Here is a 16,065-nt window from a genome sequence, read left to right as displayed (position 1 = left end):
GAGCATAGCGTGCGCCCCGCCACGCGTCAAACCGCCGAAAAGCCGTTGTCGACGAACAGGTGCGCGCCGTTCACGAAGCTCGCGTCGTCGGACGCCAGGAACAGCGCGGCGCGCGCGACTTCCTCCGGCTCGCACAGCCGCCCCTGCTGCTCGGCGATCGCGGCTTCGGACGCCGGCACGCCCATCGCCTGCAGGTCGCGCAATTCGCGCAGCCCATGCGGCGTGCGGATGAAGCCCGGCGCGATCGCGTTGCAGCGGATGCCGCGGTCACGATACTCGACGGCGATCGCGCGCGCGAACATGTGGCACGCACCCTTGGTCGTGTCGTACAGCACTTCGCCGGGCGTCCCGAACTGCGCGGAGATCGACGACGTGCAGACGATGCTGCCCCGCCCGTTGCGCAGCATCTGCGGCAGGACCGCGCGCGTCATCAGGTACATGCTCTTCACGTTGACGGCCATCAGCCAGTCCCATTCTTCCTCGCTCGTGTCGAGGAACGGCTTCACGATCAACGTGCCCGCATGGTTGAACAGCACATCGGTGTCGCCGAAGGCAGCCTGCGCGGCCGCGACGGCATCGGCTACTTCAGAGGCGCGCGACACATCGGCGGTCAGCCCGATCGCATCGCCGCCGCTTGTGCGGATCCGGTCGGCCAGTGCGGCGGCGGCCGCCGCATCGCGGTCGATGATCGCGACCCGCGCGCCGTGCGCGGCGAACAGCGTGGCCGCGGCGGCGCCGCAACCGCCCGCGCCGCCGCTGACGATCGCGACCTTGCCATCGAGCCGGCGGGCGGTCGGTGTGGAGAAAGTGAATGTCATGGGGATTCCTGTCGATGCGAGTCAATCAATGGGAGCGGCGGTCGTCCGGCATGCCGCGGCGGCCGCCCGTGACGGCGAATTCCTCTTCCGGCGACAGCACGAGCCGGTGGCGGCGGTAGAAACCGAAGTAGCAGAGCCCGACGCCGTACCAGAGCGCCGCGCCGAGTGCCGCCCATTTGTAGACGGGGTCGACGAACTGGAAGGCGAGCGTCGCCGCAGCGATCGCGATCGTGACGACGGCGCCGAACAAGCCGAACGGGCTGCGGAACGGCCGCTTCAGGTTCGCGTGTCGGCGCTTGAGGCGGATATACGACAGGCTCTGGAAGATGTACGAGATCATCCCGGCGAACACGATCATGCTGACGAGCACGCCGCCCATCAGCGCATTGTCCCGGCGTCCGAACGTGAACCAGAACGCGAGCAGCACGGTCAGCGCGAGCAGCGCGCCCGTGGTCAGCGCACGGTTCGGCGTCTTCTTGACCGGGTGCGTGACGGACAGCGCGGTCGGCAGGTAGCCGGCGCGCGACAGCGAGTAGATGTTGCGGCCGGCCGCGAAGCTGCCGGCGAGGAACGACGCGGCGAGGCCGAGCACCGCGACGCCCGCGAGCAGTTTGCTGGCCGTATGCCCGAACAGCGCGCGGAAGCCGTCGAGCAGCGGTTCGCCGGACCTGCTGAGCGCGAACGCGCCGTGCGGGATCGACGCGCTGAAGAACACGATCCCGAGTGCGAGCACGGCCAGGATCAGGATCCCGAACATCAGCGCGCGCGGCATGTGGCGGATCGGGTCGTGCGCTTCCTCGGCGGTGAGCGGCAGTTGCTCGATCGCGAGGAACATGTAGACCGCGAACGGCATCGCGAGCATGACGCCGGTCGCGCCGAACGGCAGCCACGGCCCGTGCCCGCCGGCCAGCTCGACCGGCTTGCCGGCGGCGTCCGCGCCGAGGTTGAGCGCGTAGCGCGCGAAGTCGGCGTGCGGCAATGCGGCGATGCAGAAGAACGCCAGCACCGCGACCGCGGCGATCGTGACGATCACGACGACGCGCATCGACAGGTCGAGCCCGCGCACCGATAGCAGCAGCATCAGCGCATAGCCGGCGATCCACCAGAGCGGCTGCGCGTCGGGTGGCGTGCCGAAGATCGCGCCGAGATAGGCGCCCATGAAAAACATGTTGCCGGCGGGCGCGAGGACGAACTCGATGTTCTCGGCGAGACCGGTCGTGAACCCGCCCCACGGACCCATGGTGGTACGCGCGAACGAATAGGCGCCGCCCGTGTGCGGCAGCGCGGCCGCCATTTCGCCGATCGACGCGCACAGGAACACGTACATGACGGCGATGATCAGCGTGGCGAACAGCATCCCGCCGAAGCCTTGCGACATGCCGAGGTTCCAGCCTGAATACTGGCCGGCGACCACCGCGCCGACGCCGAGCACGAGCAGCGTGAAGAAGCCGGCGTGGCGCTGCAATTGTCGCTGCTCGAAATAGCCGTGTTCGACGTGCTGATAGCTCACGCCGGGAGCGCCGGCGGGTGAGGCGCCGGCGCCGGTCAGGGTTTTCTCCGTCACGATTCGTCTCCAGTCGTGGGTGCGCTCGGATGGCGCATGGCGCACATCATCGGTCGGGCGGCGACGAATTTGAATGTCTCGAAGGGGATACGGGGATGGGCGGACGACGTGGTTCGTCAGGCGTCAGGGGCCGACCGGGGTTCGCAAAAGGCGTGGCCTCTCGACCGCGGCATCCCGCTGCTGACCAAAGGCCGCGATGTCGGAAATTCCGACGGATTCCATTTATGTGAGATGGAGCACACTGCTTTCCGACGGTGACGGTATTTTGTTGTTTCGGCTGAAGCAGTGTCGAATTTGCAGAATTTCAGAATGGCTATCGGGGCAATGCGACATTGCAAGACGGCATCGAGCCCGGCGCCGGATTGATCGAACCCGGTGCGACCCCGGGCCATGCACTCGCCAACCTTCCTGCACCGGGAATACCGGCCGCATTGTTGCAACACGCCGGCCTTCCTCTCGCGACTGTCGACGGCGCCAACCTGTTGAACCGCACCCTCCCGCCCGTGCCGCTGCGTCAAGCGATCGCTTCGGGAGCGTTCGGCATGACCGGTGCGTCGGCGCGGCTGTTATCCGAGATCCGCACGTTCGCGATGCCGCCGTAGTGAAGCCGTCTCTGCCGATGTGGAGGCGAGTCAGGGATATCGAGAGATGACGCAATATATTGATTTCGAAGCAGACGAGCTTGCCGGCGATCCGTTGTCGGGATCCTTCGACCTCGTCGTCGTGGGCGGGGGCGCCGCGGGCCTGACGATCGTTCGCGAGCTGTCTGGCCTGGGCCTGAACATACTGCTTCTGGAAAGCGGTGGGCTCGAAGAATCCGCCGACCATGAAGCGCTCAACGACGTCGACGTCGAAGGGTCGCTGCAAGACGCCGAACTGCAGCAGTCCCGCCATGCGTCGCACGCGTTTCAATTGAAATTCTGGTCCACGCAAACCCAGAGGTTCGGCGTTCGGTGTCGCGTGCTGGGCGGCTCGACGGCAGGATGGGCCGGCAAGGTCGCGCCATTCGATGCGCTGGATTTCACGTCGCGCGAGTGGATCGCGGACTCGGGATGGCCGATCACCGCCGCGGATATCGCACCGTACATTCAGCGTGCCGCACGGCGCCTCGATGTCGGCCCGATCCTCAGCGGCCCCGCATTCTGGCCGGCGGCGAAATTGCGCGAGCCTGCCGAAATGGCGCGCATGAAGCATGTGTCGTCGTTCCTCTGGCAGCTCGCGCGTTCTCATCGCAACCTGACGGACGTGATGCGTTTCGGGCCTGACTTCAGAAGCGAATCGCATCGAGACGTGACGATCATGCTCAACGCGACGGTGCGCGCGATTCACGCGGATGGCACCGGCGTGACCGGGGTCGAGATCGTGTCCTCGCTGTCGGGCAAGCGACGCCGCACGTTGCCGTCGAGTCATGTGGTGCTCGCGGCCGGCGCGATCGAAAACGCCAGACTGCTGCTCCTGTCGCGGGATCAGGCCGGCCATGCGCTGGGGAATGCGCACGACGCCGTCGGCCGTTATCTGACGGACCACCCGTGCATGTCGATCGGCGTGTTTTCGCCGGATAGTCAGGCGTCGGCTGCCGCATTGCTCGGATTCTTCTCGTTGCAGCAGGACTATCGCGCATTCATGTATTCGCATGGGCTGGCGATCCGCCCCGACGTGCAGCAGGCGCAGCGTTTGCCGAATATGGCCGCGTATGCGAACGCCCGCATCTCGAACGACGATCCGGTTATCGCGTTGAAGCGGCTGGCAAAGCGGCAAAGCCAACGCCCGCTGGCCGATCTGATCCTCGTGTTGCAGCGGTCCGGGGTGGTCGTGAGTTTCGTCGGACGGCGGATCCTGGGTAGCTCGATACTGCCGCGGCGCGTGCGCCGTCTCATCGTCGACACGGTCATCCGGCTCAATGCGAATTTCGTCGCACGGGATTATGTGGCAAAAGGCACCGGCAGAAAAATCGAGAAGGTGACGCTCGACGTCATTTGCGAGCAGCCGCCGATGCGCGAGAACCGCGTGACCCTGTCGAGCCGATGCGACCGGCTCGGATTGCCGGTGGCCAGCGTCACGTGGGAGTCTGGGCGCGTGATGAAGCAGGCCGTCGTCACGTTCGCGCGTCTGCTCGACAGCGACCTGCGCGACGCTGGCATCCACGGTTTCGCATTGCGGCCGGAAATCGCGGGGGGCGACTTGTCGGCCATCGCGCTGCACGACATGGCGCACACCGCCGGCACGACGCGAATGGGACAGGATCCGGCGACGAGCGTCGTCGACGCTGACTGCCGCGTGCACGACGTGCGCGGCCTCTACATCGCGGGCGCGTCGGTTTTTCCGACGAGCGGGCATGCCAATCCGACCATGGTGATCATGGCGCTCGCGATCCGGCTTGCCGACCATCTGAAATCGAAGCTGGTCGCGCGACGGATTGCGGCGTTGACGCGGCCTGCCGCGGCAAACGACACGAGGCCGCTCGTCCTGGTGACGGGGGCCACCGGCAACCTGGGCGCGCATGTCGTCGATCAGTTGATTCTGCAAGGCTATCGGGTGCGGGGGCAGTTTCACAGCAGGGTGCCGGCCGATGCGCGGGTTGAATGGGTCGCGGTCGATTTCTCCGATCGCGATCTCGCGGATACCGCCCTGGACGAACTGGTCGACGGCGTGACGGCCGTCGTCCATCTGGCGGCAGGTTTGCCCGGCAAGCCGGATCTGGAAACGATCAACGTCACCAATCTGGAGCGCTTCGCGCAGGCGTGCATGCGTCGCGGCGTCGGCTATTTCGGACACGCGAGTTCGATGGTGGTTTACGGCTCGCCGCGGAATCGGCTCGTCGATGAAACGGCACCGTTGCTCGACGTGAACCGCCCGATCGAAAAGCAGTATTTCGAGGCGCCGGAGATGCGCGACTACGCGCGAAGCAAACGCATCGGAGAGGACATCCTGTCCCGATGCTCGGCGAGCATGCACGTCGATCTGTATCGGATCGCACTCGCGCAGCAGCCGGGCTATCTCGAGGAAGCGCTGCGCTGGAACCGGTCCAAGCGGCTTTTCGCGTTGTACCGCAACAGCCACTATATTTCGCCGCACAACGTCGCCAGGGCGATCGTTCATCTGCTTCGACGCTCGATCGACGGCGCGAAGCGTGACGGGATCGAAGCGTTCAATATCGCCGACACGCATTCGCCGACCTACGAAGAAGTCTATCGGCGCGCGGGACGCAAGCCGATCGTCCACGTCCCCTTGCTCGCGGATGTCGCGAAAGGCCTGGCCGTCGGCAAGACCGTGAAAAAGCGCTATCCGATGGGCTTTTATCGTCTCGACGACAGAAAGCTGCGAGCAACGGGCTTCGTGCTCGATCGCCAGGACTGAGTGCGCCGTTCGACTGTGCGTAACATGGTCCGGTGGTTTCGCGCAGCGGCCGGGCCGCCGCAGATCCGCCATGGCGTTTCGCATATCGACCGGTCGGTCGGCGAAACGAGCCGGATTCTCGCGTAGCTTGCCGGCCGGATCGTCCGCGCGCTTCCGGCTCGCCGAGCCCGGTCCCGGCGGCGTTGCGTTCTTCATCGGTTCCGGCGTGATTCACCTGCTCGAGGATCGAAGCCTCGCGCGCAGGTCGCGAACATTGCGATGCGGGAGCGGCAGGATGGCCGCATCGTCAACATCCGTTCGGCCGACGCAATCTTTCGTGTACGTGGATAAAACACAACAGTACGATCGAATTCGTACGCGACGCGCGCACGCGCTTCGCCTGCACTGACGCGGGCATCGCGGTCCGGCGGGCGTTATCGTGTTTAGCGAACGGTCGTTCGATCATGGTCGCTAATTCACACGATTCTGGTAACTTGATGCACCGGCCCAAGCGCTTCGCGATGGCCATCACCCAACTTTCATAATATGACACTACAGATTGGGATTCCTCTGGAGATAGCCACCGGCGAACGGCGCGTTGCGACCGTGCCCGAGGTGGTTGAGAAACTGATCAAGCTGGGGTTCTCGGTGGCCGTGCAAAGCGGTGCCGGTGCCGGTGCGAATTTCGACGACGACGCGTATCGCGCGGCCGGCGCGAGTGTTGCCGCCACGGCGGCCGAGCTCTGGGCGGGCAGCGATATCGTTTTGAAGGTGCGCCAGCCGAGCGCCGACGAAGTCGCGCTGATGCGCGAGGGCGGTACGCTGATCGGTTTCGTGTGGCCCGCCCAGCATCCCGAACTGATGCAGCAACTGGCCGCGAAGCGCGCCACCGTGCTGGCGATCGATTCCCTGCCGCGTACGCTGTCGCGCGCGCAGAAGATGGACGCGCTCACGTCGATGGCCAGCATCAGCGGCTACCGTGCGGTGATCGAGGCCGCGCACGCATTCGGCCGCTTCCTGAACGGCCAGGTCACGGCGGCCGGCAAGATTCCGCCGGCCAAGGTCTTCATTGCCGGTGCCGGCGTGGCGGGCCTCGCCGCGATCGGCACGGCCGCCAGCCTCGGCGCGATCGTGCGCGCCAACGACACGCGCGCGGAAGTGGCCGATCAGGTCAAGTCGCTGGGCGGCGAGTTCGTCAAAGTCGACTACGAAGAGGAAGGCTCGGGCGGCGGCGGTTACGCGAAGGTCATGAGCGAAGGCTTCCAGCAGGCGCAGCGCGCGATGTATGCGCAGCAGGCCAAGGATGCCGACATCATCATCACCACCGCGCTGATCCCCGGCAAGCCGGCGCCGAAGCTCATCACGGCCGAGATGGTGCAGTCGATGAAGCCCGGCAGCGTGATCGTCGACATGGCCGCCGAACAGGGCGGCAACTGCGAATTGACGGTGCCCGGCGAGGCGGTGGTGCGCCACGGCGTGACGATCGTCGGCTATACCGATCTCGCATCGCGCCTGTCGCGGCAGTCGTCGACGCTGTATGCGACGAACCTGCTGCGCGTGGTCGAGGAGCTGTGCAAGGGCAAGGACGGCACGATCAACGTCGACTTCGACGACGACGCGATCCGCGGGCTCACCGTGATCAAGGAAGGCAACGTCACGTGGCCGCCGCCGCCGATCAAGCAGGCGGTCGTCGCGCCGAAGCCGGCGGCCGCACCCGCCGCCGCACCGGCGAAGTCGAAGGGCCATGGCCATGCCGGCGAGCCGATGTCGGCCAAGGCGCTCGCGATCGTGTTCGCGGTCGGCGCCGTGGCGTTCCTGCTGGTCGGCCAGTTCGCGCCGGCCAGCTTCCTGTCGCACTTCACGGTGTTCGTGCTCGCGTGCTTCGTCGGCTACATGGTGATCTGGAACGTCACGCCGTCGCTGCACACGCCGCTGATGAGCGTGACCAACGCGATCTCGTCGATCATCGCGATCGGCGCGCTCGTGCAGGTCGCGCCGCCGCTGGATGAGCTGGCCAATGCCGGTGACCGTCCGTCCGGGCTGATCCTGGGCCTGGCGGTGGGCGCGCTGACACTCACGGCCGTCAACATGTTCGGCGGCTTCGCGGTGACGCGACGCATGCTGGCGATGTTCCGCAAATAAGGGGACGACAATAATGACTTCAAACCTGACCACCGTCTCCTATATCGGCGCTGCCATCCTGTTCATTCTCAGCCTTGGCGGGCTGGCCAATCCCGAGACCGCGCGCCGCGGCAACCTGCTCGGGATGATCGGCATGCTGATCGCGGTGCTGGCCACCGTGCTCGGCCCGCGCGTGTCGGCCGCGGGCATTCCGTACGTGATCGCCGCGCTCGTCGTCGGCGGCGCGGTCGGCCTGTACGCCGCGAAGAAAGTGCAGATGACGCAGATGCCGGAACTGGTCGCGCTGATGCACAGCCTGGTCGGCCTCGCGGCCTGCCTGGTGGGCTTCGCGAGCTATATCGACACGTCGGTGCAGTTCACGGGTGCCGAAAAGGCGATTCATGAAGTGGAGATTTATGTCGGCATCCTGATCGGTGCCGTCACCTTCGCGGGTTCGATCATCGCGTTCGGCAAGCTGTCGGGCAAGATCGGCGGCAAGCCGCTGACGCTGCCGGCGCGGCACTGGCTGAACCTGGCCGGGCTGCTGATCGTGCTCTACTTCGGTCGCGCGTTCCTGCATGCGGAAACCATCCAGGACGGGATGCTGCCGTTGATCGTGATGACGGTGATCTCGCTGCTGTTCGGCGTGCACATGGTGATGGCGATCGGCGGCGCGGACATGCCGGTCGTGGTGTCGATGCTCAACAGCTACTCGGGGTGGGCGGCGGCGGCCACCGGCTTCATGCTCGGCAACGACCTGCTGATCGTGATCGGCGCGCTGGTCGGCTCGTCGGGTGCGATCCTGTCGTACATCATGTGCCGCGCGATGAACCGCAACTTCATCAGCGTGATTGCCGGCGGCTTCGGCGGCGGCGCGCCTGCGGCAGCGGGCGGCGGTGCCGGCGCGCAACCGGCCGGCGAGGCGGTCGCGGTGAGCGCGATGGAAACGGCCGAGCTGCTGCGCGAAGCGAAGCGCGTGATCATCGTGCCGGGCTACGGGATGGCCGTGGCGCAGGCACAGCACACGGTGTACGAGCTCACGAAGCTGCTGCGCGAGAAGGGCGTCGACGTGCGCTTCGCGATTCACCCGGTCGCGGGCCGCATGCCGGGCCACATGAACGTGCTGCTGGCCGAAGCGAAGGTGCCGTACGACATCGTGATGGAGATGGACGAGATCAACGAGGACTTCCCGGAGGCCGACGTGTCGATGGTGATCGGCGCGAACGACATCGTGAACCCGGCCGCGCAGGACGACCCGACGAGCCCGATCGCGGGGATGCCGGTGCTGGAAGTGTGGAAGGCGAAGACGTCGATCGTGATGAAGCGCAGCATGGCTTCGGGTTACGCGGGCGTCGACAATCCGCTGTTCTACAAGGACAACAACCGCATGTTGTTCGGCGACGCGAAGTCGATGTTGAACGAGATCTTCGGTGCGCTGAAAGCCTGAGGATGGCCGCGCGGCCGGCTGGACCGCGGGTCCCGGTCGGCGCCGCGCGGCTTCGAGACAGGTCGGCCCGCAACGCATCGTCAGTGCGTTGCGGGCCGATGTCCGTCAGGGGCCGCCACAGCGGGCGGCCGCCCGGTTCGCCGGCCGCCGGTTCGCCGGCCGCTCCGATAGCAGGCAGGCCATCGGATCAATCCTCTTCCAGCCCCGCGAGCAGATCGTCGACGGCCTGGTAGACCCGAGCCACGACATCCTTGCCGACTTCTTGCTCCAGGTCGGCGTATCGCTGCTCCAGATCCTTCGTCAGTGCGCGAACCAGGTCGATGCTCGTCGGCGTCAGGGAAACCAGGATCCGACGCTGATCCTCCGCGAACCGCTCCTTCGTAATCAGTTCCAGCGCCTCCATCCGCGCCAGCACGCCCACCATGCTCGGGCTCGAGATCGTGCAGAGATCCGAAAGCTGCCGCGGCTCCATCGGCCCCTGCTCGTGCACCGCGCGGATGATCCGCCATTGCTGCTCGGTGAGCCCGTGTGCGGTCAGGAGCGGCCGGAAGCGCTCCATGATCTTTTCCCGCGCGCGCAGCAGCATCATCGGAAGGTTGCGATGAGGTGCGTCGTGCTTGTCTTTGACATCCATACCGTTGATTGCGCTTCAGCTTCGTTGCAGCGGGGAATTCCCTTGGCCTGCATGTTCTCTCTTGACGCCCGATGATATCAGGCGAAATAATACTAACATGTGAGTGAACTTCAGAGGATCGAACCGTGATGTTTGCACCTGTCGACCATGTGCTTTGCCTGGAGGGAGAGCCGCTTGCGCGCGATGTCGATGCGCGCGCGGCGGCGTCGCTCCTGTCCGGCGGCGCCAAATGCCGGCCTCCCGTCGAGGGCGCCGTTTATGGGACGTTGCTGAACGACCGCGCGGCGCTCGATGCGCTGGGAGACGCGGTCAATGCCGCCCCCTACAAGGCGCCGCCCAAGGCCCCGGTGTTGTACGTCAAGCCGCGGAATACGCGGGCGGGACACGGTGCGAAGGTCGTCGTGCCGGGCGGCACGAGCGGCGTTCAGATCGGCGGCTCGCTCGGGATCGTGATCGGGCGCACCGCGTCGCGGGTGAGCGTTGCCGACGCGCTCGACCATGTCGCCGGATACACGATCGTGGCCGACCTGTGCGTGCCGCACGAAAGCGTGTATCGCCCGTCGGTCCGGTTCCGGGCGCGGGACGGCTTCTGCGTGATGGGGCCGACCGTCGTCGCGCGTCGCCTGGTCGCGGACCCCGACACGCTGCCGATCTCGGTCGGCATCGGCGGCAAGGCGACGTTCAACGCCAGCACGGCGACGTCGATCCGGCATGTGGCGCAACTGATCGCCGACGTCACCGACTTCATGACGCTCACGGCCGGAGACGTGCTTACGCTGGGCGTTCCGCACGGTGCGCCCGTGGCCCAGGCCGGCGACGTCGTGACGGTATCGATCGGCGAATGGCCGGCCCTCACGTTTTCGATGACGAGCGAAGCAGCAGGAGGTCAGCAATGATGCGGGGCCGTGTTGCCTATTCGGGCGCCATTCACGAGGCATACCCGCACGAAGCGGGCGTCCGGCTCGCCGACGGGCGGGTGTGTCGCGAGAGCGAGGTCGTGTGGCTGGCGCCCATCGAGCCGGGGACGATCTTCGCGCTGGGACTGAACTACGCGGAGCACGCGAAGGAACTGCAGTTCTCGAAGCAGGACGAACCGCTCGTGTTCCTGAAGGGGCCGGGGTCCGTCATCGGCCATCGCGGTGTGACGCGCCGTCCGTCCGACGTGACCTTCATGCACTACGAGTGCGAACTGGCGGTCGTGATCGGCAAGCCGGCCAAAGAGGTCAGGCGCGCAGACGCGATGCAGTACGTCGCGGGTTACATGATCGCCAACGACTACGCGATCCGCGACTATCTCGAGAACTACTACCGCCCGAACCTGCGCGTGAAGAACCGCGATGGCGGCACCGTTCTGGGCCCGTGGTTCGTCGATGCAGCGGACGTTGCCGACGTCACGAACCTCGAATTGCGCACGTTCGTGAACGGCAAGCTCGAGCAGAAGGGCAATACGCGGGATCTCGTGACCGACATTCCCGCGCTGATCGAGTATTTGAGCGGCTTCATGTCGCTCGCTCCCGGCGACATCATCCTGACGGGCACGCCGGAAGGGATCGTCGATGTCAAGGCAGGCGACGAAGTCGTTTGCGAAATCGACGGTCTCGGCCGCCTTGTCAACGTAATTGCATCCGACGCGGAATTTGGCCGCGACTGACTGATTAGGATTACCTATGCGAATCGACCATCTGATCAACGGGAAGTCTGCGGCCGGCAGCAGCTACTTCGAGACCGTCAACCCGGCCACGCAGGAAGTGCTCGCCGAAGTCGCGAGCGGCACCGCGCAGGACGTCGATGCCGCCGTGCGCGCGGCGAAGGACGCGTTCCCCGCCTGGGCCGGCACGCCGGCCACCGAGCGCGCCAAGCTGCTGCGCAAGCTGGGCGAGCTGATCACGAAGCACGTGCCGGAACTCGCCAACACCGAGACGCGCGACACGGGGCAGACGATCTCGCAGACGGGCAAGCAGCTCGTGCCGCGGGCGGCGGACAACTTCACGTATTTCGCGGAAATGTGCACGCGCGTCGACGGGCACACCTACCCGACCGGCACGCACCTGAACTACACGCTGTTCCACCCGGTCGGCGTCTGCGCGCTGATCTCGCCGTGGAACGTGCCGTTCATGACGGCGACGTGGAAAGTCGCGCCGTGTCTCGCGTTCGGCAACACGGCGGTGCTGAAGATGAGCGAGCTGTCGCCGCTCACCGCGTCGATGCTGGGCGATCTCGCGCTTGAAGCGGGCATTCCGGCCGGCGTGCTGAACGTCGTGCACGGCTACGGGAAGGAAACCGGCGAGCCGCTCGTCGCGCATCGCGACGTGCATGCGATTTCGTTCACGGGCTCCACGGCGACGGGCAACCGCATCGTCCAGGCCGCGGGCCTGAAGAAGTTCTCGATGGAGCTCGGCGGCAAATCGCCGTTCGTGATCTTCGAGGATGCCGACTTCGAACGCGCGCTGGACGCTGCCGTGTTCATGATCTTCTCGAACAACGGCGAGCGTTGCACGGCCGGCTCGCGCATTCTCGTGCAGAAGTCGATCTACGCGAAGTTCGCCGAGCGCTTCATCGAGCGCGCGAAGCGGCTGACCGTGGGCGACCCGCTCAGCGAAAGCACCATCGTCGGGCCGATGATCAGCCAGGGGCACCTCGCGAAAGTCCGCAGCTACATCGAGCTGGGCGCGAAGGAAGGCGCGACGCTCGCCTGCGGCGGCCTCGATGCGCCGACGCTGCCGGACGCGATGAAGAACGGCAACTTCGTCACGCCAACCGTGTTCGTCGACGTCGACAACCGCATGCGCATCGCGCAGGAAGAGATCTTCGGCCCGGTGGCCTGCCTGATTCCGTTCGACGACGAAGCGGACGCGATCCGCCTCTCGAACGACATCGCGTACGGGCTGTCGAGCTACGTGTGGACCGAGAACACCGGCCGTGCGCATCGCGTGGCGGCGTCGATCGAAGCGGGCATGTGCTTCGTGAACAGCCAGAACGTTCGCGACCTGCGTCAGCCGTTCGGCGGGACGAAGGCGTCGGGCGTCGGCCGCGAAGGCGGCACGTGGAGCTACGAAGTGTTCCTGGAGCCGAAGAACATCTGCGTGTCGCTCGGTTCGCATCACATTCCGCGCTGGGGCGCGTAAGCAGAGTCGCCGGCTCCATTCGCGAACTGCGTCATCAGGAGACAGAAATTGGGAAAGCTCGCCCTCGCCGCGAAAGTCACGCACGTGCCGTCGCTGTATTTGTCGGAGCTCGACGGCCCGCACAAGGGCTGTCGCCAGGCCGCGATCGACGGCCATCATGAAATCGGTCGACGCTGCCGCGAACTCGGCGTCGACACGATCGTGGTGTTCGACGTGCACTGGCTCGTCAACAGCGAATACCACATCAACTGTGCGTCGAAGTTCGAAGGCATTTACACGAGTAACGAACTGCCGCACTTCATCAACAACATGAGTTATGCGTACCCGGGCAACACGGCGCTCGGGAAGGCGATCGCCGACGTGGCGAACGAGATGGGCGTGAAGACGCGCGCGCATAGCGAAACGTCGCTGGATCTCGAATACGGCACGCTGGTTCCGATGCGATACATGAATGCGGACCAGCACTTCAAGACCGTCTCGATTTCCGGCTGGTGCATGTGGCACGACCTGCCGACGAGCGCCCGTTTCGGCCTGGCGGTGCGCAAGGCCATCGAGGAGCGCTACGACGGCACCGTCGCCATTCTCGCCAGCGGCTCGCTCAGCCATCGCTTCGCGAGCAACGGCACGGCCGAGCAGTTCATGCACAAGGTGTGGGATCCGTTCCTCGAGGAAACCGACCGGCACGTGGTGTCGCTGTGGGAAAAGGGCGACTGGAAGACGTTCTGCGGGATGCTGCCGCTCTATAACGAAAAGTGCTGGGGCGAGGGCGGGATGCACGACACGGCGATGCTGCTCGGCGCGCTCGGCTGGGACCGCTACGAAGGCAAGGCCGAGGTGGTGACGCCGTACTTCGGCAGCTCGGGCACCGGCCAGATCAACGCGATCCTGCCGGTCACGCCGTTGCCCGTCTGATCATTGGGAGCCGCAGATGCCACATCTCACACTCGAATACAGCAGCAACCTGGCGGACGAGGACAGCATCGCGCTGCTGTGCCGCAAGCTGGCGTGCAGCCTCGACGCGCAGCGCGAGGGCGAACAACGGGTATTTCCGCTGGGCGGGATCCGCGTCCGGGCGCTGCGCTGCGACGCATTCTGCATCGCCGACGGCCGGATCGAGAACGCCGCGTTCCTGCACGGGAACCTGAAGATCGGCGCCGGACGTTCGGAGGCCGCGAAGCAGGCCGCCGGCGATGCGCTGTTCGACATCATCAAGCAGCACTTCGCCGACGCGTTCGACCGGCAGGGGCTCGCGTTGTCGCTGGAGCTCAACGAATTCAGCGAAGCCGGCACCTGGAAGCACAACAATCTGCATGCGCGGCTGAAGGCCTGAGCGCGAAGGGTAAGTTCATCATGCTGGACCAAACGACAATCCGCGAACTCGCGGCGAAGCTCGAACACGCCGAAAAGACGCGCACGCAATTACGCCACTTCTCCGCGGCCTATCCCGAGATGACGATCGAGGACGGCTACGCGATCCAGCGGGAGTGGGTGCAGATGAAGCTGGACGCCGGGCACGTGATCAAGGGCCGCAAGATCGGCCTGACCTCGCGCGCGATGCAGCGTTCGTCCCAGATCACCGAGCCGGATTACGCACCGCTGCTCGACAGCATGTTCATCGAAAGCGGCCAGGATATTCCCGCGGACCGGTTCATCGCGCCGCGCGTCGAGGTGGAGCTCGCGTTCATTCTCAGCAAGCCGCTGAAGGGGCCGAACGTGACGCTGTTCGACGTGCTGGACGCGACCGCCTATGTGACGCCCGCCGTCGAGATCATCGACGCGCGTATCGAGCAGTTCGATCGCGACACCAAGGCGCCGCGCAAGGTGTTCGACACGATCTCCGACTTTGCGGCCAATGCCGGGATCGTGCTGGGCGGCCGGCCGGTGCGTCCCATGGACGTCGACCTTCGGTGGGTCGGGGCGCTGCTGTACAAGAACGGCGCCGTGGAGGAGAGCGGGCTCGCCGCAGCGGTGCTCAACCATCCGGCGACGGGCGTTGCGTGGCTCGCGAACAAGATCGCGCCGTACGACGAGAGCCTGAACGTGGGCGACGTGATTCTCAGCGGCTCGTTCACGAGCCCGATTCCGGCGCGAGCGGGCGACACGTTCCACGTCGACTACGGTCCGCTCGGCGGTATCGCGTTCAAGTTCGTATAAGGAGCAGGCATGGACCGAATCAGGAACCCGTTCAAGCACGCGCTGGCCGAAGGCAAGCTGCAGTTCGGCTTGTGGGCCGCGCTCGCGGATCCGTACGTGGTGGAGTTGCTGGCAACCGCCGGCTTCGACTGGCTGCTGATCGACAACGAGCACGCGCCCAACGACGTGCGCAGTACGCTCGCGCAATTGCAGGCGATGGCCGCGTACCCGACGCATCCGATCGTGCGCCCGGTCAGGAGTGATACGGCGCTGATCAAGCAGTTTCTCGATATCGGCGCGCAGACCTTGCTGTTGCCGATGATCGACACCGTCGAGCAGGCGCGTGAAGCCGTCGCGGCGACCCGCTATCCGCCCAACGGCGTGCGTGGTGTCGGCAGTGCGCTGGCGCGGGCATCGCGATGGAACCGGGTGCCGGACTATCTGAGCAGCGCCAGCGACGAGCTGTGCGTGCTGGTGCAGGTCGAAACCGTCACGGGGCTCGCCAATCTCGATGCGATCGCGAACGTCGACGGGGTCGATGGCGTGTTCTTCGGGCCGGCGGATCTGAGTGCTTCGATGGGTTTCCTTGGCAAGCCGGGGGAAGCATCGGTGCGCGCGGCCATTCGCGAGGGCATTCGCACGGTGCGTCAGGCCGGGAAGGCGGCGGGCGTGCTCGCGCCGGACCACGCGTTTGCAAGCGAGTATCTGGACGCCGGGGCAACCTTCGTTGCGGTCGGCACGGATACGGGATTGTTGAGTCACGCGGCTGCGCAGCTTGCGGCGCGCTACAAAGGCGAACACGCAGCGCGACCGGGCGGGGAGCGCGGCGGGTACTGATGTCGGGGTAAGCCGCCGGGAGATCGGCCCCGCGTCCGCGCGACAATCTT

General features: G+C 65.8%; 15 protein-coding genes. 12 read left to right on the top strand and 3 right to left on the bottom strand.

The features are described 5' to 3' along the window. Nucleotides 1–26: 26 nt before the first annotated feature. The gene (locus BX604_RS27470) at nt 27–818 is read right to left on the bottom strand and encodes an SDR family NAD(P)-dependent oxidoreductase (protein ID WP_098553913.1); all 792 of its coding nucleotides are present in this window, start codon (nt 816–818) and stop codon (nt 27–29) included. Between the two features lie 25 nt (nt 819–843). Beyond that, on the bottom strand, nt 844–2,382 hold the full coding sequence (locus tag BX604_RS27465) for an amino acid permease (RefSeq protein WP_257146440.1): 1,539 nt from the start codon (nt 2,380–2,382) through the stop codon (nt 844–846). Nucleotides 2,383–2,418: 36 nt separating this feature from the next. Here BX604_RS27465 and BX604_RS27460 point away from each other — a divergent pair, with 36 nt between their 5' ends. The 5 genes from BX604_RS27460 (at nt 2,419) to pntB (ending at nt 9,286) form a co-directional block, all read left to right on the top strand. After that, complete coding sequence (locus tag BX604_RS27460; protein ID WP_098553912.1) at nt 2,419–2,640, top strand: hypothetical protein; 222 nt, start codon at nt 2,419–2,421, stop codon at nt 2,638–2,640. A gap of 74 nt (nt 2,641–2,714) precedes the next feature. Further along, nucleotides 2,715–2,984, top strand: a complete 270-nt coding sequence (locus BX604_RS39140) for a hypothetical protein (RefSeq protein WP_098553911.1) — start codon at nt 2,715–2,717, stop codon at nt 2,982–2,984. Beyond that, the gene (locus BX604_RS27450; RefSeq protein ID WP_257146439.1) at nt 2,932–5,739 is read left to right on the top strand and encodes a GMC family oxidoreductase; all 2,808 of its coding nucleotides are present in this window, start codon (nt 2,932–2,934) and stop codon (nt 5,737–5,739) included. The genes BX604_RS39140 and BX604_RS27450 overlap by 53 nt, the downstream gene beginning before the upstream one ends. A 525-nt stretch (nt 5,740–6,264) precedes the next feature. Beyond that, a complete protein-coding gene (locus tag BX604_RS27445; RefSeq protein ID WP_098553909.1) occupies nt 6,265–7,860 on the top strand; it encodes a Re/Si-specific NAD(P)(+) transhydrogenase subunit alpha in 1,596 nt (531 codons plus the stop codon). 13 nt (nt 7,861–7,873) lie between these two features. Continuing rightward, nucleotides 7,874–9,286 carry a Re/Si-specific NAD(P)(+) transhydrogenase subunit beta gene (gene pntB, locus BX604_RS27440; protein ID WP_098553908.1) on the top strand — a complete coding sequence of 471 codons (1,413 nt, stop codon included), beginning with the start codon at nt 7,874–7,876 and terminating at the stop codon, nt 9,284–9,286. A gap of 187 nt (nt 9,287–9,473) precedes the next feature. Here the strand turns inward: pntB and hpaR are convergent, their stop codons facing one another. Beyond that, nucleotides 9,474–9,875, bottom strand: coding sequence for a homoprotocatechuate degradation operon regulator HpaR (gene hpaR / locus BX604_RS27435; protein WP_098554082.1), 402 nt, complete (start codon nt 9,873–9,875; stop codon nt 9,474–9,476). 173 nt (nt 9,876–10,048) lie between these two features. On the opposite strand from hpaR, the gene BX604_RS27430 reads away from it, so the two are divergent. Genes BX604_RS27430 through hpaI form a run of 7 tightly spaced genes read left to right on the top strand, consistent with a single transcriptional unit; the run spans nt 10,049 to nt 16,015 of the window. Further along, nucleotides 10,049–10,816 (top strand): fumarylacetoacetate hydrolase family protein, encoded by a 768-nt coding sequence (locus tag BX604_RS27430; protein WP_098553907.1) that lies wholly within the window; start codon nt 10,049–10,051, stop codon nt 10,814–10,816. Beyond that, on the top strand, nt 10,813–11,571 hold the full coding sequence (locus tag BX604_RS27425; RefSeq protein ID WP_098553906.1) for a fumarylacetoacetate hydrolase family protein: 759 nt from the start codon (nt 10,813–10,815) through the stop codon (nt 11,569–11,571). The genes BX604_RS27430 and BX604_RS27425 overlap by 4 nt, the downstream gene beginning before the upstream one ends. A gap of 16 nt (nt 11,572–11,587) precedes the next feature. Beyond that, nucleotides 11,588–13,045, top strand: a complete 1,458-nt coding sequence (gene hpaE, locus BX604_RS27420) for a 5-carboxymethyl-2-hydroxymuconate semialdehyde dehydrogenase (RefSeq protein ID WP_098553905.1) — start codon at nt 11,588–11,590, stop codon at nt 13,043–13,045. 48 nt (nt 13,046–13,093) lie between these two features. Next, complete coding sequence (gene hpaD / locus BX604_RS27415; RefSeq protein ID WP_098553904.1) at nt 13,094–13,957, top strand: 3,4-dihydroxyphenylacetate 2,3-dioxygenase; 864 nt, start codon at nt 13,094–13,096, stop codon at nt 13,955–13,957. 16 nt (nt 13,958–13,973) lie between these two features. Then, the gene (locus tag BX604_RS27410; RefSeq protein WP_098553903.1) at nt 13,974–14,375 is read left to right on the top strand and encodes a 5-carboxymethyl-2-hydroxymuconate Delta-isomerase; all 402 of its coding nucleotides are present in this window, start codon (nt 13,974–13,976) and stop codon (nt 14,373–14,375) included. Nucleotides 14,376–14,395: 20 nt separating this feature from the next. After that, a complete protein-coding gene (gene hpaH / locus BX604_RS27405) occupies nt 14,396–15,199 on the top strand; it encodes a 2-oxo-hept-4-ene-1,7-dioate hydratase (protein WP_098553902.1) in 804 nt (267 codons plus the stop codon). Between the two features lie 9 nt (nt 15,200–15,208). Then, nucleotides 15,209–16,015, top strand: coding sequence for a 4-hydroxy-2-oxoheptanedioate aldolase (gene hpaI / locus BX604_RS27400; RefSeq protein WP_098553901.1), 807 nt, complete (start codon nt 15,209–15,211; stop codon nt 16,013–16,015). Nucleotides 16,016–16,065: the final 50 nt, after the last annotated feature.

Origin of the sequence: Burkholderia sp. JKS000303 (assembly GCF_002563755.1) — a bacterium.
Taxonomy (GTDB): domain Bacteria; phylum Pseudomonadota; class Gammaproteobacteria; order Burkholderiales; family Burkholderiaceae; genus Burkholderia; species Burkholderia anthina_B.
Note: the sequence above shows the minus strand (reverse complement) of the source record. Positions and strands in the feature narration are given on the sequence as shown.